Origin of the sequence: Nesterenkonia ebinurensis (genome assembly GCF_008711175.1) — a bacterium.
In the GTDB taxonomy this organism is placed as follows: Bacteria; Actinomycetota; Actinomycetes; order Actinomycetales; family Micrococcaceae; genus Nesterenkonia; species Nesterenkonia ebinurensis.
This window is the reverse complement of record NZ_VWNF01000011.1, coordinates 418979-441276: the sequence shown is the minus strand read 5'-3', so window position 1 is coordinate 441276 and position 22298 is coordinate 418979. Positions and strand designations below refer to the sequence as shown.

Annotated in this window: 17 protein-coding genes; 13 read left to right on the top strand and 4 right to left on the bottom strand. The window is 60.5% G+C overall.

Going from position 1 to position 22298, the window contains the following annotated elements:
* Nucleotides 1–9: 9 nt before the first annotated feature.
* The 7 genes from F0311_RS05865 to F0311_RS05835 are packed head-to-tail and all read left to right on the top strand — an operon-like array spanning nucleotide 10 to nucleotide 7831.
* On the top strand, nucleotides 10–1350 hold the full coding sequence (locus F0311_RS05865) for an ABC transporter substrate-binding protein (protein ID WP_150460998.1): 1341 nt from the start codon (nucleotides 10–12) through the stop codon (nucleotides 1348–1350).
* The gene (locus tag F0311_RS05860) at nucleotides 1340–2299 is read left to right on the top strand and encodes a carbohydrate ABC transporter permease (RefSeq protein WP_223881158.1); all 960 of its coding nucleotides are present in this window, start codon (nucleotides 1340–1342) and stop codon (nucleotides 2297–2299) included. Before F0311_RS05865 ends, F0311_RS05860 begins: the two co-directional genes overlap by 11 nt.
* Nucleotides 2292–3182, top strand: a complete 891-nt coding sequence (locus tag F0311_RS05855; protein WP_150460997.1) for a carbohydrate ABC transporter permease — start codon at nucleotides 2292–2294, stop codon at nucleotides 3180–3182. Before F0311_RS05860 ends, F0311_RS05855 begins: the two co-directional genes overlap by 8 nt.
* 27 nt (nucleotides 3183–3209) lie before the next feature.
* Nucleotides 3210–4631 (top strand): LLM class flavin-dependent oxidoreductase, encoded by a 1422-nt coding sequence (locus F0311_RS05850; RefSeq protein ID WP_150460996.1) that lies wholly within the window; start codon nucleotides 3210–3212, stop codon nucleotides 4629–4631.
* Between the two features lie 54 nt (nucleotides 4632–4685).
* Nucleotides 4686–5411, top strand: a complete 726-nt coding sequence (locus tag F0311_RS05845) for a hypothetical protein (protein ID WP_150460995.1) — start codon at nucleotides 4686–4688, stop codon at nucleotides 5409–5411.
* 17 nt (nucleotides 5412–5428) lie between these two features.
* On the top strand, nucleotides 5429–6601 hold the full coding sequence (locus F0311_RS05840) for a hypothetical protein (RefSeq protein ID WP_150460994.1): 1173 nt from the start codon (nucleotides 5429–5431) through the stop codon (nucleotides 6599–6601).
* Between the two features lie 54 nt (nucleotides 6602–6655).
* A complete protein-coding gene (locus F0311_RS05835; protein WP_150460993.1) occupies nucleotides 6656–7831 on the top strand; it encodes a CynX/NimT family MFS transporter in 1176 nt (391 codons plus the stop codon).
* Here F0311_RS05835 and F0311_RS05830 read toward each other — a convergent pair.
* From F0311_RS05830 to F0311_RS05815, 4 genes are all read right to left on the bottom strand, one after another.
* Entirely contained in the window at nucleotides 7828–8268 is a 441-nt protein-coding gene (locus F0311_RS05830; protein ID WP_150460992.1) for a hypothetical protein, read from the bottom strand. The genes F0311_RS05835 and F0311_RS05830 overlap by 4 nt on opposite strands.
* A gap of 149 nt (nucleotides 8269–8417) precedes the next feature.
* The gene (gene panD, locus F0311_RS05825; protein WP_150460991.1) at nucleotides 8418–8840 is read right to left on the bottom strand and encodes an aspartate 1-decarboxylase; all 423 of its coding nucleotides are present in this window, start codon (nucleotides 8838–8840) and stop codon (nucleotides 8418–8420) included.
* A 57-nt stretch (nucleotides 8841–8897) separates the two neighbouring features.
* Nucleotides 8898–11450 carry an HAD-IC family P-type ATPase gene (locus F0311_RS05820; protein WP_150460990.1) on the bottom strand — a complete coding sequence of 851 codons (2553 nt, stop codon included), beginning with the start codon at nucleotides 11448–11450 and terminating at the stop codon, nucleotides 8898–8900.
* A gap of 585 nt (nucleotides 11451–12035) precedes the next feature.
* A complete protein-coding gene (locus F0311_RS05815) occupies nucleotides 12036–12983 on the bottom strand; it encodes an AEC family transporter (RefSeq protein WP_150460989.1) in 948 nt (315 codons plus the stop codon).
* A 216-nt stretch (nucleotides 12984–13199) separates the two neighbouring features.
* Between F0311_RS05815 and F0311_RS05810 the strand changes: the two genes are divergently transcribed.
* The 6 genes from F0311_RS05810 (at nucleotide 13200) to F0311_RS05785 (ending at nucleotide 22238) form a co-directional block, all read left to right on the top strand.
* Nucleotides 13200–14753 carry a serine hydrolase domain-containing protein gene (locus F0311_RS05810; protein WP_191089762.1) on the top strand — a complete coding sequence of 518 codons (1554 nt, stop codon included), beginning with the start codon at nucleotides 13200–13202 and terminating at the stop codon, nucleotides 14751–14753.
* Between the two features lie 272 nt (nucleotides 14754–15025).
* A complete protein-coding gene (locus F0311_RS05805; RefSeq protein ID WP_191089761.1) occupies nucleotides 15026–16753 on the top strand; it encodes a gamma-glutamyltransferase family protein in 1728 nt (575 codons plus the stop codon).
* A gap of 41 nt (nucleotides 16754–16794) precedes the next feature.
* The gene (locus tag F0311_RS05800) at nucleotides 16795–18351 is read left to right on the top strand and encodes an ABC transporter substrate-binding protein (protein WP_191089760.1); all 1557 of its coding nucleotides are present in this window, start codon (nucleotides 16795–16797) and stop codon (nucleotides 18349–18351) included.
* Nucleotides 18352–18367: 16 nt separating this feature from the next.
* Nucleotides 18368–19324: an ABC transporter permease gene (locus tag F0311_RS05795; protein WP_150460985.1), complete on the top strand. Its 957-nt coding sequence runs from the start codon at nucleotides 18368–18370 to the stop codon at nucleotides 19322–19324.
* Nucleotides 19321–20145, top strand: coding sequence for an ABC transporter permease (locus tag F0311_RS05790; protein ID WP_150460984.1), 825 nt, complete (start codon nucleotides 19321–19323; stop codon nucleotides 20143–20145). Before F0311_RS05795 ends, F0311_RS05790 begins: the two co-directional genes overlap by 4 nt.
* Before the next feature lie 8 nt (nucleotides 20146–20153).
* Nucleotides 20154–22238 carry an ABC transporter ATP-binding protein gene (locus tag F0311_RS05785; protein ID WP_150460983.1) on the top strand — a complete coding sequence of 695 codons (2085 nt, stop codon included), beginning with the start codon at nucleotides 20154–20156 and terminating at the stop codon, nucleotides 22236–22238.
* Nucleotides 22239–22298 lie beyond the last annotated feature (60 nt).

The window sequence follows — 22298 nt, the reverse complement described above, 5'->3', positions numbered from 1 at the left end:
AGTCCGCCGATGAGCATCACAAACACACAGCGAAAAGCGAGCAGGTCAGCGACTGGGGTCGCGGCCATGACGCTGGCACTGTCAGCCTGCGGTGCAGGCGGCGGGGGAGCAGAAGGAGATGCTTTCGAAGGAGAGCACGAGGGCGAGGAGCTGAATATTCTGCTCAACGCCTCACATGAGGGGGCCGGTGACTGGCTTGCTGAGCAGTTCGAGGAGGAGACCGGCGTCACCGTCAACGTCACCACGGTTCCCTACGACGAGATCGCCTCGCAGCTGACCCTGGACCAGCAGTCCGGGGCCAACGTCTACGACGTCTCAGCGCCTTGGTACGTCTCGCTGGGCGATCTGGCAGCTGACGGAAGCATCCAACCGATCACCGAGTTCGTAGAAGACACCCCCGAGATCGACGTCGACGATTTCATCCCCACGATCTGGGAGCCCTACGCCTATGTTGACGACGAGATCTACGGGCTGCCTTTCGACGGTGATATCCATGCTCTCTTCTACAACACCGAAATCCTCGAGCGCAACGGGTTTGATGAGCCGCCGGCAACTTGGGAGGAGTACGCCCAACAGGTGCAGACCATCACTGAGAACGAAAGCTCTGACGGGATCTACGGTGCAGCAGTGTTCGGCGAGCAGTCCCCGCTGATTCTGGGTGCCAGCTTCGCCAACCGGCTTGCCGGTTACGGCGGCGAGTTCCTCGACGAGAACGGAAATCCAGTGATCAACTCTCCCGAGGCAGTGGCCTCCCTCGAAGCGTTGGAAGAGATCTGGAACTATGCCCTGCCGACCCCTGCAGAAACTGACTTCGGTGCCGGCAACTCAGCCTGGTTCGCAGGCAATGTGGCGTTCATCGAGAACTGGACGGACCTCGGCGTCCGCTCCCAGGACCCTGACTCAGGCTCTGAAGTAGTTGACCAGTGGGGCGTCACCTATCTCCCCCGCGAGAGCGAGGGCGAGGATCCACGCGCCTCACTCGTCGCCGGATTCAGCTGGGTCGTGGCAGGAAACACCGACAACGCCGACCTCGCTCAGCAGTTCATCGCCTGGGCGGCCTCCACTGAGGTCAACTCAGCTCTTCTGACCGCTCTGCCGCCCACGGGTATCGACCCCAACCGTCTCTCGTCCTTGGAGGACCAGACGTACGCTTCGGACTTCCCCGAGTTGCAGGAGGTCAACGAGTCGACTCTGCACGGTGCACTGGCCTGGCCCACTGGTCCTAACGCCACTGAGGCCGCTCAGATCCTCACCGACGAGCTGGCCGCCTACCTTTCCGGTCAGCGGGACTCCGCCCAGGAGACGTTGGACACTGTTCAGTCCGAATGGGAGAGACTCCTTGTCGACTGACACCTTGCAGAGAGCTGAGGCTGCGGTTGCCCCGCCAGAGGCTCCTGAGAAATCTCAGACCTTTCGGCGCCGTCCGCGCATCTCCGAGCGCTTCCATCACAGGCTCTTCATCGCGCCCAGTGTCCTGGTGCTGCTGGTCCTGGCCGCCTATCCTCTGGTGTTCATCGCCTCCGCAGCCCTCACTCAGTCCAGCCTGGGTAACCCCTTTCAGGAGTTCGTCGGCACGGAGAACTTCCAGACAGCGCTGACTTCCTCCGCCGTGCAGAATTCGCTGACATTGGGCACCGGCTATGCTTTCGGCGTCGCTGCCGCCAGCACCGCGCTGGGCACGGCGACAGCGCTGGCTCTGTGGCGGTCGCTGCGTGCCGGTGCTTTCGTACGCACTGTTCTGCTGCTTCCTATGATCGTTCCACCGGTGATCGTCGGTATTCTCTGGAGCTTCATCTTCAGCCCCTCCGGGGGGCTTCTTGACACCTTGATCCGCCGCTTCACTCCAGGCTCTGGCACTTACGCGATACTCTCGGACACGACCTGGGCGATCTTCGGGGTGGCGCTGGCAGACGTTTGGGAGTGGACCCCGCTGGTAGTTCTGCTGGTCTTCACCGCCCTGCTCAGTCAGGACCCCGAAATCACAGAAGCCGCTCAACTCGACGGGGCTAGTGGTTTCCAGCTGTTCAGGCACATCACTTTGCCCATGGTGGCAGGAACGATCGTCGCCGCCTTCCTCATCAGGCTGATTCTGGCTTTCAAAGTCTTCGACCTGGTCTACGTCATGACCTCAGGCGGCCCTGGTTCCTCTACGCAGGTCCCCGCCTACCTGATCTGGCGCTCGGCGCTGCAGAACTTCGATGTCGGCATAGCCGCGACCATCACACTGCTGCTGGCTGTGGTCGTAACAGTGGTGACCATTCCCATCTTCCTGATCACCAAGAGGCTGCGCGATGACTAGTACGATCAACACCACCAACGCTGCCAAGGCGCTGAGCAGCCGACGCTTTCGCAAGGAGATTCCACAGCCCTGTCAGCAGAAACCCTCCCTGTTGGCCAGCGGCTGGGTGCTGCTGAGTCTCGTCGCGGCACTGGTGCCGCTGCTGTACCTCCTGTCGATCTCATTCATGACTCAAGGGCAGATCGCCGCTGGGATTCTGCTCCCCACGGAGCCGGCTTTCAGGAACTGGGCCAACGCATGGCACTCACCCATTCCGCAAGGGGTTCTGAACTCCCTGATTGCGGCCGCCGGTGGCGCGATTCTCACGCTCACCTTCGCGCTTCCCGGGGCTTGGACCATTGCACGGCACCGCACTGGAGGAAAAGCTCTGAGCGGACTCATCCTCAGCCCATGGCTGCTTCCACCGATTGTGGCGATCATCCCGCTGCTCACTCTGCTGCGCATCCTGGGTCTGACGAATACCCTGGAGGGCCTCACGCTTATCTATGCGCTCATCAATGTTCCGGTGGCGATATGGCTCCTCGACGGGTTCATCCGACGTATCCCCATCGAGGTCGAGGAAGCTGGGCGCATTGACGGTGCAAATGAATGGCAGCTGCTGACCCGCGTCGTCGTGCCGATGCTGATCCCTGCGCTCATTGCCGTAGGAGTGATCGTCGCCATCCTGAACTACAACGAGTTCCTCTTCGCGACGTTTCTGACTCAGAGCCAGGACACTCAGACCGTCCCTGTTCTGCTGGCGGGGATGCTCAGTGAACGGGTCCAGGACTTCGGCCGCCTCGCCGCATCGTCCCTGATGGCGGTTATCCCGGTCTTCACCATCGCCGTCCTCCTGCAGCGCTACCTCATTGAGGGTCTGACGACCGGCGCGGTGAAACAATGACGAGTTCCTGAAAGGAAAAACCAACTGATGACTAGTACACATGGAGCACCACCCACCACCTCCTCAGGTAAGCGTGAGATCCTGTTCAACGCTTTCGATATGAACTGCGTAGTGCACCAGTCGCCCGGCCTGTGGCGTCACCCGGAGGATCGGGCGCGGAACTACAACACCATCGGCTACTGGACCCACATCGCCCAGACCTTGGAGAAGGGCCTGTTCGACGGACTGTTCATCGCCGATGTGCTCGGTCCCTACGATGTGTTCGGGGCAAACCCGGAGGCCGCCCTGCGCTCTGGGGCGCAGATCCCGCTGCAGGACCCGTTCCTGTTGGTCTCAGCCATGGCTGCGGTGACCGAGAGTCTCGGCTTCGGCATCACCGCCGGCACCGCCTACGAGCACCCTTATCCGTTCTCTCGGCGGCTGGGCACCCTTGACCATCTCACCGGCGGTCGGGTGGGCTGGAACGTGGTGACCGGCTATCTGCCCTCCGCCGCCCAGAACATGGGCCAGGACGACCAGATGGAGCATGACAAGCGTTACGACCACGCCGATGAGTACATGGATGTGGTCTACAAACTGCTGGAGGGCTCCTGGGAGGACGACGCTGTGGTCGCTGACAAGGAGACCGGCGTCTTCACCGATCCGAGCAAGATCCACCGGATTGAGCACCACGGCGAGTTTTTCAAGACCCCCGGCATCGGCGTGGTCGAACCCTCTCCGCAGCGCATGCCGGTGATCTACCAGGCAGGGGCCTCGACCCGCGGCCGGTCCTTCGCCGGAAAGCATGCTGAGGCTGTGTTCATCAACCCGCCCACCAAGGAGCTGGCCAAAGCCTCGGTACAGAAGATTCGCCAGGCAGTCGCAGACGCCGGCCGGGACCCCTACGACGTCCGCATCTTCGCCATGCAGACCATCGTCACCGGAGAAGACCACGACGTCGCCCAGGCCAAGTACGAAGAGCTGACCAAGTACATCGACCCCGAGGGAGGCCTGGTGCTGATGTCCGGCTGGATGGGCATCGACCTCTCTCAGTTCGACCTCGACCAGCCCATCGGGGATGTCGAGTCCAACGCCATCCAGTCAACCGTCGAAACCTTTCAGAAAGCCTCAGGCCGGGAAGATGAGGCATGGACGGTCCGGCAACTGGCCGAGTGGGTCGGCGTCGGCGGCTTCGGCCCAGTCATCATCGGGGACGGGCCCACCGCCGCCCAGCAGCTGATCGAGTGGCAGGAGGAGACGGACGTGGATGGCTTCAACCTGGCTTACCACATCACCCCGGGCACTTTTGAGGACATTGTTGAGTACGTGGTGCCCGAGCTGCAGAAGCTGGGCCGCTACAAGACCGAGTATGCCCCGGGCACGCTGCGCAACAAGCTGTTCGGCCGCGGCGACCACCTGCCGGAGAACCATCACGCCGCTCAGTTCCAGCTGCGCCGCCGGAGGGATTAGTCAGGAAGATCAGATGAAGTAATGCGGGACTCGGGCGGCTATCCTTGAGAGGTTATGTCCGCAGAGTCCCCCATCCTGACCGCCGCACAGGCGCTCGCCGAGCATCTGGAGGCTATTGAGCAGCCGGTGCGCACCGAGGCACCGCTGAGTGACTCGCAGCTGCTGGCCCGCGCTCTGGCGGCCCGCGGGATCAGGCCCAGGCGGATCGCTCAGGGCAGATGGGTCTTCGAGTTCAGGGGCAATGTGATCGGCGGGTTCGCCAATCGGGTCACTACACTGGTCAGCGCGCATTCTAGGCGAGTGCTGCGCGATCCCGCTCAGCTGACCGCTCACCTGGATCTGATGGAAGTCCCGCATGGGATCCAGTACGACGGGGCCGCCGACCAGTTCCAGCCACCGCTGCCCATCGAGGTCGAACTCGCCCAGGACAAGGGCGAGGACTCAGTGTTACTGCAGGCCTACTGCGTGGGCAAGACCGCAGTCAGCGTGATCACCGCAGTGCCGGATGCGCAGAGCGGCAAGAGCCTCACCGTAGACCTCACCGAACGCGTGGTCGAGGAGATCCGCCAACTGGCAGTGGATGGGCTGCGGGCGGTGCCAGGACTGCTGGCCGGTGCGGTGAACCTGCGGGTGGGCTCATTGGACGGTGCTGCCGGCGGGGTGGTCATCAGCGTGAATGAGACCGCAAGCATCGTCCCGCACCACTACCCGAGCCTGGGGGAGGGCCGGCCGGTGGCCGATGCGCTGGCCGAGCATATCCTCTTCACCGCGGCGCTATAGGGCTATTCTGACTACCGATGCCTGAGACCTATTTTCCTGCTCCCGGAGGTGCCCGGCGCGGCCCGGGACCTCAGCCGCCGGCCCCGCCACCGCCGCCCCCTGCACCCCGGGGTGCATCACGGCCAGCAGTGGAACTGGGGAAGGATCCTTCGGTCACGGCCCGATTCGTCGTTGAGCATGTGGAGCCCAAGTACGATCAGCTGCGCCGGTGGAGCTCTACGCTGCCTCACGATGAGCTGCTGCAGCGGGCAGCTCGGCGCAAGCGGATGACCATCAAGAAGATCACCGAGTCCAATCAGCTGTTCTTCCTCTCCGGTGTGCTGGTGGGTGGGACCGACGGGGTGATCACCTCCCTGGTCAGCCATCAGGCCCGGCGGGTCTACCGGTCCAAGGCGATGACCAAGCGGTACCTCAGCTCCGCAGAGGTTCCTACGCCTAAGGGCAAGGCCATCAACCCCACCGACTTCTCCCGCGCGGTGAAGTATATGAAGGCCCTGGGCAAGCAGGTGGCAGTCAAGCCCTCCGCCGGCCGGGCCGCCAAGGGCATCACCGTGAATGTGACCCGTGAGAGCCAGCTGCGGGCCGCTTGGCAGGCAGCGATGGCTGCCCGGTCGGCCACCTCGGAGTCCCGGTACCTGATCGTCATCGAGGAGTACACCCCAGGCCTGGATGTGCGCTGCTATGTGGTGGGCGGACAGGTGGTGGGTGCGGTGGCCCGGCTGCCGCTCTATGTGGTGGGTGACGGCATCACCAGTGTGGGCAAACTGGCTGACGACGAGATCGCCAGGCGCAAGCCCAATGAATACCTCAAGCCTAGGCAGCCTGAGGTGACCGACTCCTTCCTGGCACCGATGGAGCTGACTCGTGACTCGGTGCTGTCGGCAGGTAAGCTGCAGTTCCTGACCCCGATTGCAGACACTACCCGCGGCGGCGGAGTCGCGGTGGATGTGCTGGACCTGGTCAGCGATGAGCTCAAAGAACTTGCCGTAGACGGCTTATGGGCCATCCCCGGACTGGGTGCGGCCGCAGTGGACCTGTTGGTCCCCGACCTGAGCACTGCTGAGGATGCGGTGGTGCTGGAGGTCAACCCCTACGCTAACATCATGCAGTTCCACTACCCCAGCTACGGGGAGCCTCGGAAGGTCAACGACGCCATTATGGAAGAGATTCTCGAGCGAGCTTCCCGGTGATCCACCCGTCCACCAGAGATTTCTGATCTGCGGAAAATCGATAGGCTGAGACCTATGCCTTCGCGCTCCTCTGGTCGACTGATGCTGGTGGTCACCGTGCTGCTGGTTGCTGCCAATCTTCGCCCGGCCATCACTGTGGTGGGTCCCTTGCTGGAACGCCTCGGCAGCCAGACCGGGCTCAGCCCTCTGGCTTTAGGAGCCCTAGGCTCAGTGCCGATCGTGGCCTTCGGGATGGTCTCCCCGTTCGTGCACCTGCTGGGCCGCAGGCTCGGGTTGGAACGGGCCATCTTCGTCTCATTGCTGGTGCTGACGGCCGGCACTCTGCTGCGCTCTGCCGGGGGTGAGGCTGCCCTCTACGCAGGCACTGCGCTTCTAGCGGCTGCGATCGGTGTGGGCAACGTGCTGGTGCCCGCAGTGGTCAAACGGGACTTTCCGGACCGGGTGCCGCTGATGACCGGCCTCTACACGGCTTCCCTGGTGGCTGCAGCCGCGGTGTTCTCCGGTGGTGCTGTGCCGCTGGCTGACTGGTTTGGCTGGGAGGGCGCACTCGCCTTGCCGGCAGCCTTCGCCCTGCTGGCTGCTGTCGGCTGGGCGATCCGGAAAGCACCGGAGCCTGCACCACAGACCGCCCCGGTGCTGCTGCCCGGTGGCGGCTTGCCAGCCACCATATGGCGCCAGCCCCTGGCCTGGCAGGTCACCCTGTTCTTCGGCCTTCAGTCGACCCTGTTCTACACTCTATTGACCTGGTTCCCCGCCATCCAGACCTCATACGGAATCACAGAGTCCGCCGCAGGGCTATGGCTGGGCATCTTCCAGGCCATTGGGGTGGCCGCCAGCCTGATCACCGGGCGCATCATGCAGTCCACCACTGACCAGCGCGGAATCTCTGCAGTGGTAATGGGGTTCATGGCGGTGGCCCTGCTGGGCATCATGCTGGCACCTGGCCTGATGCCGGTCTGGGCACTGTGCGCCGGGGTTTCCACCGGCTGCTCCTTGCTCTTGGCGCTGACCTTCATCTCGCTGCGGGCTGGTAGCCCCCGCCAGGTGGGCAGACTCTCCGGCATGGCCCAAGGACTGGGGTACCTGTTGGCTGCCTTCGGACCGATGCTGGCCGGAGCGCTCTACCAGGCCGCCGGCACCTGGACCCCAGTGCTCTGGGCGGCGCTGGTGCTGGCTGTATTGCAAGGAGTCACAGGCCACCTCGCAGGTCGCAATCTGCAGTTGGACTAAGGCTTGGCTCCGCCCTCATTGGCCCAGTCGGTGCCCTTGCGTTCGGTGGACTGGCCCGGATCGGAGATCACATCCCCGTTGTAGGTGGTCTTAGTCTGCGGTGACTTGAACTCCTCGGCCTTCTCCTGAACGATGTCCTCAGCCTCGTCCACTACGTCGGAGACCTTCTCCTCGGCCTCGTCAGCCTTCTCAGCGGCCTTCTTCAGCAGGTCTGAGGCAGCCGTAGCAGCCTTCTTGGTGCTCTCAGCCATATCATGAGAGACCTTGGTCGCGGTGTCAGAGGTCTTGGCCACAAAATCCTGGACGTCCTCGCGCTCCCAGGTCTCCTGGGCCTTGGTCTTGACCGACTCGATGCCCCGGTCGAACTTCTCCTTGCCGGTCTTGGTGCCGATCACGTAACCGATCGCCACACCGGCGCCTAGTGAAAGCAGTCCCATGGTGTTCTCCCTTTGTCTCTTCGTCTGCTGGATGATTCAAAACTAACGGGGAGTGCTACCCGATGTCACGGGGGCAATGCCCCTATTGGGCCCTGAACCGGCCCTGATTGTGGCTCAGGGTACGCCCATCCAGCATTGCAGAGACCGGATTACGCGCGCGTTGCGAGCCGCGGGTCCAGCTGATCCAGTGCCCCCGGCACTGGCTGTGCGGGGTCCGAACCCAGCTCCACCATCCGGTTCTGAGCGTCCACGTGTACCACTCGCGGTTCGTAGAGAGTCAGCTCGGCGTCGTCGAGCTGCACATAGGACATGATGATCACCAGGTCCCCGGGGTGCACCAGGTGCGCAGCCGCACCATTGATACCGACGACGCCGGATCCCTCCTCACCGGCGATGGCATAGGTGGAAAGCCGGGTGCCGTTGGTGATGTCCACGACGTCGACCCTTTCACCCTCCAGGATGTCGGCGGCGCGCAGCAGCTGTGCATCTACGGTGATGGAGCCCACGTAGTGCAGATCGGCGTGGGTGACGGTGGCGCGGTGGATCTTGCCGCCCAGCATGGTCCTCAGCATCGTTGCTCACTTTCGATGGTCTTCAAGCTTAAGTATCCAGCGTACGCGGCCGCAGGACTATTCCCGTCCCTCATCCTCGCGCTGGGGCTTCTCCACCAACGCGATGTAGCCGCGGTGGCCCAGCTCCACCAGGCCGCAGCCCATCAGTGAGGCCACAAAGGTGGCGGCCAGCAGTTCAGCGCTGGGCAGTGCAAACAGGTGGTACTGCTGGGAGATGGGCACCAGCAGCACCGCGGTCAGCAGCAGGTACATGGCCACGACCAGGGAGATCCGCATCAGTGTCAGTGGGCGCAGCGCGGTGTTGAGCACCCAGAGACCCACCAGAGTCAAGCAGATGAAGCTGGCGGTCTGGATCTCCGCAGCAGGATCCTCGAACCGGCGGCCGAACCAGGAGACCACCACCATGGCCAGTACAATCGCCACCGAGGGCGGTAGGGCGAAGAGCGCCGACCGCCTCAGGAAGCCGCGCCGGTACCGCTGCACATTAGGCATCACCGCCAGCACGAAGGCCGGCAAGCCCAGCATGACAAAGTCCGCAGTGGAGAACTGGCGCGGCAGGAAGGGGAAGGGCCAGAACGCCAGGGCGAAGAACAGGCCCAACAGCACCGCGTAAGCGGTCTTGGCCAGGAACAGGTTGGCCAGCCGCTCAGTGTTGGCGATGACTTTTCGGCCCTCATCCAGCACTGCGGGCAGCCGGGAGAACCTGCCGTCCAGCAGCACCATCCGGCTCACCGCCTTGGTGGCTGGGGCCCCGGAACCCATAGCAATCCCCAGATCAGCCTTCTTCACGGCCAGCGCATCATTGATGCCGTCACCGGTCATGGCCACCACATGACCATTGGCCTGCAGAGCTTCTACCAGAGCGGCCTTCTGCTGGGGAGTCACCCGGCCGAATACCTGATGAGTGGCTACTGCCGAGCGCAACACCTGGGGATCATCCGGCAATGTGGAGGCGTCCACCCCGTCCCCGTCGAACTCCATGCCGACCTCACGGGCCACCGCGGCCACTGTCTTGGGGTTATCCCCGGAAATTACTTTGAGGCTGACCTCCTGCTCCCGGAAATAGTCTAGGGTGGTGGCCGCGTCCCGGCGCACATTCTCTTTGAAGGTCACCATCGCCACCGGCCGCAGTCCTTCGGGCAGCTGCTCACCGCGCTGCAGCGGCAGGGTGCTGGTCTCATCCAGCGGACCGGCCAATGGAGCGTGGGCCAGCAGCAGGGTGCGCAGCCCTTGAGCAGCGATCCCGTCGGTGTGGCGCAACAATTGGGCCACGTCCACCTCGGCAGAGGCCTGTCCCTCGGTGAGGATCTCCGCGGCGCCCAGTATCCAGTGCCCAGCCAGCTCACCGGCGTCGGCCTCAAAGGTCACCGCTGACCAGCGGCGCATCGAGGAGAACCGCACCTCGTAGACCGGCCGGTGCCGGGGCAGCGCGGTGAACGGGACAGTCAGGGCAGCGGCTGTGGGATTGGCGTCCACGCCGTGACCGAAGTGAGCCAGCACCTGCTGCCAGGGCTCGGTGCCCTCCATCGCAGTGGAGCCGGGGTCCCGCACCCACCCTGTCGGCACCCCGGCCGCGTCCAGGGCGGTGGACCCGTGGAACACGATGGTCCCATCGGTCAGGGTGCCGGTCTTATCCAGGCATACCACATCCACCCGGGCCAGGATCTCCACCGCCGGCTGCTCCTGGATGAGCACCTGGTCCTTGGCCAGCTTCACCGCGGCCACCGCGAATGAGATGGTGGTCATCAGCGCCAGGCCCTGCGGGATCATGGCGGTCACCGAGGCCACTGCGGTCACTAGGGCCTCCCGCCAGGCGCCAGTCTCCCAGGCGATGGCCCAACCACCGTGGGCACGCATCTGACCGTTGAACACCACGGCGGAGATCGGGATCAGCACCAGGGAGAGCCAGAACGCGATCCGTTCCAGGGCGCGGCGGATCTCGGAGTTGATCTTCAGGTACTTCTTGGCCTCGGTGGTGAGCTTGACCGCATGGGCCTTCTCGCCGACCGCGGTGACCACGAATCGTCCGGAGCCGGCCAGTACAGCGGTGCCGGAGAGAATCGCATCTCCGCGCCGTTTGGATACCGGCACTGACTCTCCGGTGAGCATGGATTCATCAATATCCATGTCTTGGGAGGAGAGTACGACGCCGTCCGCGGGCACCTGGTCACCGCGGCGCAGTTCCAGCACATCATCGAGCACCACCTGTTCACGGTGGATCTGAATGATCATGCCATCGCGCAGCACCCGGATGTGGTCCTGGTGGAGCAGAGCGATCGCGTCCAGCTTCCGTTTCGCCCCGTATTCCTGGATCAGTCCGATGATCACATTGCCCACTGCGGCGATGGCGAAGAGCAGGTCCAGCCAGCGGCCCAGCACAATGATGATCAGTGCGCAGATCCCGATGAGCAGGTTGAAGGTGGTCATCAGGTGGGTGCGCAGGATCTCCAGTACCGAGCGAGAGGTGGTGTGCGGCTGCACATTGGCCAGCTGCAGATTGACCCGTTCGGCCACCTGGACCGAGTTCAGTCCTTTGGACTCCAGGACTCTGGGGTCGGGTGCGGACCTCAGCTCCGCGGGATCGCGGTCTTCGGTCTTCGCTTTAGCCACAACAGCCAAGTCTAAAAGGTTCCGCTGGTAGGCGCTGCCGTTGTGAGCATGTGCGAGGGTGCGTGCTGGGCAAGTCTGGCGGAGTGGAGCACATGCCGGAGGCATGTGTGACCGAGCCAGGCGCAGAACCAGTGCGTATCAGCGTGCAGCGCAGCAGGCATGGCCTATTGGCGGGATCTCTAAGGCGTTAACCTGCCTCAGTGCCGCGGACCGAGACCACCAGGTCCTCACCGCTGGCGCCCACCTGAATCTCCAGGTCGAAGGGGTGCTGCTCAGTCTCTTGAAGCTCCTCACCGGTGTGGTGATGCAGGGCCCCAAAGAGCCTCCCAGTATTGCTCGGGAGTGGCTTCGGGCGTGTATATCAATTGTATTGACCTGCTTCACGGCGGCAACGACGGCCGTTGCGGCCAGCACCAGTTCGATGATCCACCCGATGGTGGCCATGTTCCCTCCCCGACGACTTGGCCTGTTCGGGGAGGGGATCACGATCCTGAAGAGCCTCGGAACGGTCGGTGGCGGAAAAGTTTGGCACCTGACGCCGAGGTCGCGGAGGATTGTCGCTTATCAGGACTAAAGTAGTCGTTCTTACGTCAACAGCAAGGCCACAATTACCATCCCGGGGATTCCGAGGATCGTCGTCATCAGTACAGTATCCCTGGCGACAGTCTCCCCGGTCTGATAGCGAACAGCCATGACCAGAGCGTTCTGCGCACTCGGCAAGGATGCTAGAACCACTGCCGCCAGAAGGAGGCTGCCTTCCAGCTGGAAGAGCTGAGCGGCATAGATATAGGCTAGTAACGGATGAATCAGGAGTTTAAAAGGGACAGCTAGCAGTACGTCTTTGCGTCTGCCCGAATGCTTATCCAAGGGGCTGATCCCCACCAGAGAGATTCCGAAGGCTAGTAGCATAAGCGGTATCGCTGCCCCTGCCACCAATTCGAAAGATTCCTGCACGGGTCCCGGCATCCTCCATTCCTGCCATGAAAAGAGGAGTCCTACCAATGACCCGATGATGATGGGGTTGGTCAAGGACTGGGCTGCTGTTTTCAGGAATTTTGGGCGAATCTGAGCGTTGGGGCGGTTTCGGGCGATTGTCCAGTCCATGGTGCAAACGGCTAGGGGGATGAAGACCGCTAGCTGGAACATGACCACGGGAGCCGCCAACGCAGCATCGCCGAGCACATACGCCGCGATTGGGAATCCGAGATTTGCTGAGTTGACCAGAGAAGCGCTGGATCCCCCGATCACCAGTTCCCCCAATGTCCGCTCTCGCACCAGCATTTTGGATAGTAGGAGAAAACCGCACAGAGTGGAAAACGCGCTGAGAGCGGCGATAAGGAACTGCGTGCCGATGACGTCTTGAAACGATGTTCGCGAGATAGTGACAAACAAAAGACATGGTGAAGCGATGAAAAATGCCGCACGGCTCAGGACTGAGGTCGCATGCTCGCCTAGGACATTAACTTTCCCCACGATATAACCGACACCGATAATCAGCCAGATTACGCTGAAACCCGAGAGAACAGCGCTCACTGAGAGCTCCGAGATACTTGAGTAGACGGAAAAATTATACTTTTTGTCCAAAAATATATCGCGTATCTAATATCTTTATTTTTCGACAATGTTTCTTTCTCAAATTCAAGAGTAGTCATGTGTAGCCGGTGTTCCGGACTCCTTTCTTGGAAGTGCACTCGGTGAATTGTAACAGCCATGTTTCGTAGAGTGGCACAGCGTTCCAAATTGAGTGCTATGGTGGCATACACCGGTCATTTTGATGAACCAGCTATCAAACGGAGCGTAATTCACGTGAAAATCGAGTACACCCCACCTACGCGATCCGAAGGCGTAATCCCTCTAGAATTTATTCTCGCCACCCCAGCGAAAGTCGTTTGCTCAGCACTGTTCCTCTCGGGACGAGACCTGGAGGAGGTACGGAAAACCAGCTTCATCCATGCTCTAGTGGTTCACCACATGCACGAGGTGCTGCCAGATTTGATTGATATCACAGTGGACAAAGAAGCTCACACTGTGATGATGAGCCTCACGCCCAGTGAGGACAACGTTGATCACATTATCGACGGGTACCGGGAGTTCTATCGGGAGTTTTCGGAATTCGATGCTGACTGGAGCGCTGAGAGAGAGCGGCTGGTCGCTCTCGGGACGGTGTCCCGCACCGCCAAACTGATCAGTGAAGACCTAGGAAGCGCAATACTCCCTCTTGATGGTCGGCCCCTGGGATACGAACCAGTGTCTGTCAAGACAGCCCTGCCAGCAGCGGATACAGAGGCTTGGCCTAACGGTGACGTAGTGAATTGGAATGCTATTCCAGCAGGGGTCCAAGCAAGGTTTGCTGAAGCCGTAGATGCTGGATTCGCAGATCCTGATGCGCATACTGCCGCAGTGGTCGTCGTGCATAAAGGTGAGCTCGTCGCAGAGCGGTACCGCCCCGGCATTGCCTCAGATACGCAGTTGGAAAGCTGGTCGATGGGCAAAAGTATCACCGCTGCTCTTATAGGTGTTCTCATACAAGAGAGGCGTCTGAGTCTCAACGAACCGGCACCGGTGCCGGAGTGGCACGCGCAAGACGGAGACCCCCGTGCGGAGATTACTCTCAGGGACCTGCTCCAGATGAGTAGCGGTCTGAAGTTTCAAGGGCAGCAGAGTCCTCGGCAGAACTGGGTAATGGGAGTACCCGATCATCTCTATGTTTATGCAGACGTGGTCAACTCCTTCTCCTATGCCGTAAGCCATGGGCTGGAGTTCCCTCCGGGGACCAGCGGGCGCTATCTCAACTGTGATCCTTTGACTCTCGGTTACATTGTGAAGCGCACTGTGGAGAGTCTCGGTGAAGAATATCTCTCCTGGCCGCAGAGAGCCCTTTTTGACCGTATCGGAGTTAGGAGACAAGTCCTGGAACCCGATTGGTATGGCAACTACCTACTGACCGGGTTTGATTACGGCACCGCGAGGAACTGGGCACGTTTTGGTCTTCTCCACCTCCAGAACGGTGTATGGGGCGGAGAGCAGGTTCTGCCGGAGTGGTGGTCAGATTTTGTGAGCAGCCATGGCCCTGGATGGGATGAGCCGCGTTACGGTGGGCAGTTCTGGCTTAACGGTACAGGAGAGTTCGCACTGCCAAAGAGTACCTACATGGCCGCAGGCTTCGGCGAGCAACGGACTTTCGTGGTTCCTTCCCATGATCTGGTGATTGTCCGCATGGGTCACCGGGCTGATACCCCGGCCACCCGTGAGTCGACGAACCGAATGCTGGGCAAGATCCTTGAGGCCGCTGAAAAAGCTTAGGCAACGATTCACGATATTCAGATCTAACAGGCTCTTCTTACGGAGTCCTAGGCCATAAGCTCTGTGCGGAGTTAAGGGGTTGGCTGCAATAGCTCGAATGTATCAGGTGTTCAGCCCACTCAGCCACAGGGTCAAAGGTAATTATTAGCCAATCATTTGACACAATCTGTTCATTAAACTAGTGTTTAAATTTAATGGAATACTGTTCTAACTTAGCAAATACAGTTTTAATAAAATTAGAGAAATATTCACGTAATAAATTAGGGGGCAAGATGGTTTCTCAAGTTGAAGCCCGCACCGAACAACTGGATGCACTTGGCGTCTACGGTGGAGTGTCCGCATCATCTGACCCACGTGCTAGTGCCGTGGGGGCACAGTTGCTTGCCAGCGGCGGAAACGCGGTAGACGCAGCGATCGGTGTCGCCTTCGCCCTAGCCGTCCACGAGCCTGCCATGTCTCACCTAGGCGGACAGGGCAACATGGTGGTCCACATGGTAGAGAGCAACCAGACTCGAGCTATCGACTTCTATGCCTGCGCTCCGGGATCGGCCAAGCAAGACATGTACGAGTGGATCCCAAGCCCCACACAGGGCGGTTACCGGTTCCACACCCGTGATGACCGCAATACTGTCGGACCTTCCTCCGTTGCCATCCCCGGCAATGTCGCAGGATGGATTCGCGCTCATCGCCTTTGGGGGAAACTGCGGCTTAGCGAAGTGGTTGCTCCTGCGGTGCACGCCGCTGAAACAGGATCACGGGCCACTAAGCGCACTGCCAACTTTATCCGGGAGCAGCAGGAGAAGCTGGCCCGATTTGAGGCCTCGGCACAGACATTCCTGAAGGCCGATGGCTCTCCCAAGGTTGAAGGCGAGGTGATCCACCAGCCGTTCCTTGCGCAGACGATCGAGGCAATCGGTCGTGAGGGCGAAGAGTACTTCTACCGTGGTCCGGTCGCGAGAAAGATCCTGGCAGGGGTAGGCGCGGAGAATGGATGGCTCAGTAAAGATGATCTGGCCAAGTATCCAGATAAACTCTTGATTGAGCGGGAGCCAGACTGGGGCACATTTCGAGGACACAGGATCGCTGGGGCTACAGCCGCTTCCAGCGCGCTCCTCTTCAACCTGCTGGCAGTGCTCGACGGTCAAGAGCTTGATGAAACCGTAGACGATGAGGTGGCACAGCACCACTTCATCATTGAGGCCATGAAACTCGCCTTCGCTGAACGTGCTACCCATATCGGCGATACGGATTTCGTCAATGTTCCTCTCGAAGGCCTTTCCTCTCAAGAATATGGGTGGGACCGACGCGCCCTAGTCGATGCTGAGAAAGCGCAGTTCCCCGGACCAGGAAATCCCTGGAACTACCAGCATGCCGTCCCGGATTCCAGGAAGCTCACCGGTGTCCTTCCCGAAGAGCCGGCTCCGATCCAGGGGACCACCCACCACTCTCACGTGGACCAGTGGGGTAACTTCGTCTCCATCTCACAGAGCCTCGGAGATGCCTTCGGCTCTTGCGTGGTGGTTCCGGAAACCGGAGTGATTCTCAACAATGCCATGAAGCTGTTCGACCCGCGCCCTGATGCCGGACTGGCGGGCATTGCGCCTTATAAGCGCCCAATGGCGCCCTGGCCGAGCTTGGTCTTCGATGACAAAGGCCCGGTGATGGCATTGGGAAGTCCCTCAGGAACCAGAATCCCCAATGCGATCGCCCAAGTTCTGATCAACGTGTTCGTTCACGGCATGACGCTCCATAAGGCTGTGGTCCGACCCCGGCTGCACTGGTCCGGAGACGAGCTTGAAGTGGAACGTGACCTGGCGGCCAGGATTGGCGCCGGACTTTCAGCCTTGGGACATGAGGTCAAAGAGCGCGGCGCGAAATCCCCGTGGTTCGGAGCCGTGCAAGCTGTGCGGCGGGACCCGCAGACCGGGCGCTGCGAAGGCGTTGCCGACCCGCGTCGTAGCGGAGCCGCTGTGGGCGTACAATTCGCGCTCCATCACTGAATATCGCTCGAAAAAGTAAACACACAATGAGGGAGAGGACAATGAAACGAAAAGTGACTACCCTGTCGGTAGCAGCTCTATTCATAGCAGGCTGTGCCCCTGATCCTGACGCATTGGACGGCAATGGTGCGAATGGGGAGGAGGGTGGCTCCGGCGGTACTCTCCGGATTGGTCAGGAATACGACCTGGGTACACTCGACCCGGCCGTCCTTTCCGCAGTGGGTGACCGGCAGATGACGGCGAATATATTCGAAGGATTGCTCCGTTTCGAGTACGGCACTCTGGAGATCGAACCCGCACTGGCTACTGCCTGGGAATCGAATGAAGAAGGCACGGAGTGGACCTTCCAGCTACGGGAAGGTGTTCAGTTCCACGATGGCTATGGGGAAATGAGCGCTGATGACGTCGTATTCTCCTTCGAGCGCGTACTGGATGAAGCCACCGGGTCCCCCAACCGATCACTGTTGACCACCATTTCAGAGATCCGTGCCGAGGACGATTACACCGTCGTCTTCGAGATGAGCGAACCGGATCCGAGTTTTGAGTATAAGCTCACCGACTGGTACACCAGCATCGTGAGCCGTGAGGCGGTTGAAGAGCTTGGTGACGACTTTCAGCACAACCCCATCGGCACCGGTCGCTACCAGTTCGAAAACTGGACTCAGGGCCAGGAGACCGTGACGGTAGCTTTCGAAGACCACTGGGAGGGTGAGCCCAACCTGGACGAAGTGATTTACCGCGCGATTCCGGACGCCACCACCCGGCACAACTCCTTCATGGCCGGCGAGATTGATGTTAACCAGGTTACGGACCCAGAAATCTATGCTCAGATTGAGGACGTCGAAGGTGTTTCGATAGAACAGGTCCCAGGACTGATCACCCGGTTCATGGGAGTTAAAGCGGATGAGCCTCCCTTTGACGATGAGCGAGTCCGCGAGGCTATTAGCTACGCCATCAACCGCCCGGCCATGATGGACGGTATCTTCAGCGGCATCTCCACCCCGGCAGAGGGAATCCTCTCTCCCGATGTGGACCACGCGCTCACCGGCATTCTTGACTACGAATACGACCCGGATCGTGCGCTTGAGTTACTGGAGGAGGCCGGTTACGACGACGGAGTGGACGTCACCCTCACCATCGGTGACGTCGATCGGTTCACGCGACCTGCCACAGTGATTCAGCAGAACCTAGCCGAAGTCGGTATCAATATGGAGATTGTCACTGTGGAGAGCCAGACCATGCTGGACCAGCTCCGTTCGGATGATGGCCTGCAGATGTACCTGCTAAGCCGCGGCCAGGACCCCGCACCGGATCGTGTACTCGGCACCTGGTTCCACAGCGACGGAATCCCCAGCAACAACTGGGCACGTATCGACGATGAAGAAGTAGACGCGTGGCTGGACGAGGCGATGTCCACAATGGACATGGACCGGCGCGACGAGCTATTCGGCAATGTCCAGGAGTACGTGGCTGAAGGTCACTATCTCTACTTCATCGATCATGAGGACTTCATCTTCGCTGTTCAGGATCGGGTGGGCGGATTTCAGTCCGACCCCCAGCGCTCGCTCCGGCTCGACGATGTGACGATCCAGGACTGAGAACCAAGGGACACCGATGCTGAAACTCATCGCCAGTCGGATCCTGGCTGCGGTGCCGACTCTCTTCGGAGTCTTGGTAGCAACATTCCTGATTGTCCACCTCATCCCCGGGGACCCCATCTCCGCGATCCTCGGGGATGAGGCCACCGAAGAGCAGATCCAAACGACCCGAGAAGCACTAGGCCTCAACGATCCGCTCTATGTACAATTTGCGAACTATCTCACCCAAGTCCTGCAGGGTGACCTCGGTACGTCAATATCAGGCCGTCAACCTGTGGCAGACCAGATCATGGCGCGCCTTCCCGCCACCATCAGCCTGGCGATAGCAGGGGTGATCGCTTCGGTCATCATCGGTATCCCGCTTGGCATGCTGGCCGCCACCCGCAGGGGTGGTAAAACGGACTTCAGCGCCCTCCTCTTCACCACGGTCGGCGAAGCTGCTCCAGCCTTTTGGACAGGCATCCTGCTCTCCACCGTATTCGCCATCACACTGGGATGGCTGCCCGCTACCGGTGCTGGTACTCCCGGAGATACCTGGTCAGTCATACGATCTTTGATCCTCCCGGCTACTGCGCTCGGACTTGCTGGAATGGCGTTAATCGCTCGTATCACCCGCTCGAGCATGCTCGAGGTTCTCAACGAGGACTATGTCCGCACAGCGCGGGCAAAAGGAGTGCGTGAGTGGGTCGTTATCACGCGGCACGCCCTGCGCAACGCCGCCATCCCGGTGGTGACCGTCATCGGCCTCAACTTTGGGGTCCTCCTGGGAGGGACTGTAGTGATGGAGACAGTCTTCGCCCGCCCAGGAATCGGCAGCCTGCTGGTGAACGCAATCTTCGCCCGTGACTACCCGGTGGTCCAGGGCGTCACTTTGGTTATCGCGGTTTCCTTCGTATTGGTGAACCTCGTGACAGACATCGTCTACCGCTTCCTGGACCCGCGGCTGAGGGACGAGGTGACTAGCAAAGCATGAATAAGAGAGTCCTAAAAAGCAGACCCTTGGTGCTGGGCGGGTTCATCGTGATTTCCGTCGTTATGGTAGCGGTCTTCGCTCCACTTATCGCTCCCATGGACCCGAATTCACAGAGTCTTGAAAACCGACTAAGCGGATGGGGGACCCCCGGCTATATCTTGGGTACCGACCAGTATGGCCGGGACCTCCTCAGCCGACTGATCCACGGCGCACGAATCTCCCTCCTGGCCGGTGTCATCGCTGTCGCTGTCGGCGCTGTCGCAGGATTGGTGCTTGGGCTGCTTTCCGGCTACTTCGGTGGATGGGTAGACCTAGTCATAGGACGGATCTTCGACGTGTTGTTGGCGTTTCCTACTATCCTTCTAGCGCTTGCCATCGTCGCAGCTCTGGGCCCCTCCATGACAAACCTCATCATCGCCATCGGAGTTGCTACCACGCCGCACTTCGGCCGTGTAATTCGCGGAGCGATCCTCGCAGTGCGCAGCCGAGACTACATAGTTGCAGCTGAAGCATTTGGCGCTTCGGACTTCTACACCATGTGGCGCCACGTCCTGCCCAATGTTCTCCCGCCGGTAATCGTGACGACAAGTTTGGGTATTGGCTCTGCCATCCAGACGGAGGCCACACTGAGCTTCCTCGGCTTGGGAGTTTCTCCGCCCACTCCCACTTGGGGAAACATCATCAACGATGGACAAGCCTACCTCGGCATCGCCCCCGGCATCTCCTTATTCGCGGGTGCCGCGATTGTCGTCGCTGTCGTCGGCTTCAGTCTGTTCGGAGACGGCCTACGAGATCTTCTCGATCCCAGGGTGCGCAAATGAACCACATCATGACAGAAAGTGCAGAAGTGACCACACAGAGCAAAGGCGGCTACGTTCTCGAAGTCGATCGCCTTGTGACAGAGTTCGACACTCCCGACGGCACCCTCCGGGCAGTCAACGACGTGAGCTTCGGTGTCAGGCCAGGAGAGACCGTATGTATCGTCGGTGAATCTGGTTCCGGAAAAAGCACCACCATGCTTTCAGCCCTAGGCCTTATCAAGAAGGACGGAGGACGTATAGCAGGCGGGGAAGTCCGTTTCAATGGAGAGAACCTGCTGCGGATGTCCAAAGAACGGCTTCGCCGTATCCGGGGTCGGGAGATCGGAATGATCTTCCAGGACCCTATGAGTTCGCTGAACCCGGTCTTCACTGTGGGCGACCAGCTGGTGGAGGCAGTCCGCCTCCACCAGAAGGTAAACCGTGCCCAGGCACGAAAACGCGCCATCGGCGTCTTATCATTGGTCGGTGTTCCCAACCCCGAGGTTCGTTTTGACCAGTACCCACACCAATACTCGGGAGGCATGCGCCAACGTGCCATGATTGCCATGGCTATCATCAACGATCCCGCTGTACTGGTCGCTGATGAACCCACCACTGCTCTGGACGTCACGATCCAGGCCCAAGTGTTGAGAGTCCTAGCCAAGGCGCAGAAAGAGACAGGGTCCGCCACCATCCTCATCACCCACGACCTCGGTGTGGTCGCAGAAACTGCTGACCGGGTATTAGTCATGTATGGCGGACGAATCATCGAACAAGGAGACGTGGAGACAGTCTTCAAATCTCCTAAGCACCCCTACACCGTGGGTTTGCTGAACAGTCAGCCCCGCATAGACGAGAACGCGGAGCGACTCAAGCCCATCCCGGGTGAGCCCCCAAACTTGGCGGCTCTGCCTTCGGGCTGTGTCTTCTCAGAGCGCTGCGGACTTCGACAGGGACGTGAGGCCTGCACCTCGGAAGAGCCTTCTCTGCAGGAGACTGGCGAATCCGCCAGCCACAGTGCTGCCTGCCACTTCTGGCCCGAAGTTCGGCCGCCCGTGCATGAGCAGGAGACGATCAGCGTGCGCCCTAAGAGCGTAGGGGAAAATGCTCCTGCAGAGACGGTGCTCGAAGTCACAGAGCTGAAAAAGCACTTCAAGACCTCCGGTGGACTCTTCAAGCGCGGGGATAAACCGGTGAGAGCGGTGGACGGAGTTTCCTTCGACCTGCGGTCTGGTGAAACCCTGGGCCTGGTCGGCGAATCTGGATCTGGAAAGACTACAGTCGGGAAAGCTGCCCTGGGCCTGGTCGGAAATGTGGACGGCACTATCGTCTTCCTCGGCAAAGACATCGCCAGATATGGACGATCGCACCTGCGCCCGATCCGCAAAGACCTCCAGATGGTCTTCCAAGACCCCTACGGTTCCCTCGACCCGCGGATGAACGTTCGTAAGATCATCACCGAACCGATGTGGATCCACGGGATCGCTCCAGGTGAGAACGGCGTCGAACATTTGCTGGAGCGAGTAGGCCTTCGGGCTTCCATCGCCGAACGGTACCCTCACCAGCTCTCAGGAGGACAGAGACAGCGTGTCGGCATAGCACGTGCGCTGGGCCTCCGCCCTCGGGTTATGGTTCTCGACGAGCCCGTGTCCGCCCTCGACGTCTCAGTGCAGGCGCAAGTGATTAACCTTCTCAAGGAGATTCAGGCCGAGGACAATATCGCCTATCTGTTCGTCGCCCATGACCTCGCGGTGGTGCACAACATGTCTGACCGCGTTGCCATCATGTACCTAGGGAAAATCATGGAGATCGGCGATCGAGCCGAGGTGTATAAGAACCCCACGCACCCCTACACCCAAGCCCTGCTCTCAGCCGTACCCATTCCTGATCCGGGGGCCAGAGACGGTGAAGGCCGCATTGTGCTCAAGGGCGACATCCCTAATCCCTCCAGCCCGCCTTCAGGCTGCGTCTTCCGCACCCGCTGCTGGAAGGCCACTGAGAAATGTGCCATAGAAGTTCCTGCATTGGAAGATAGGCTCGGTATCGGTCACCCCAGCGCCTGCCATTACCCAGACGTTCCCCAGAAGAATCACAGTGTCACGGCGCGGGTATGACCCTTGCCCGTGCTGATGGGCTGTGAGAAAGCTGAATCTTGCCGGCTTTGGCGCATTGGA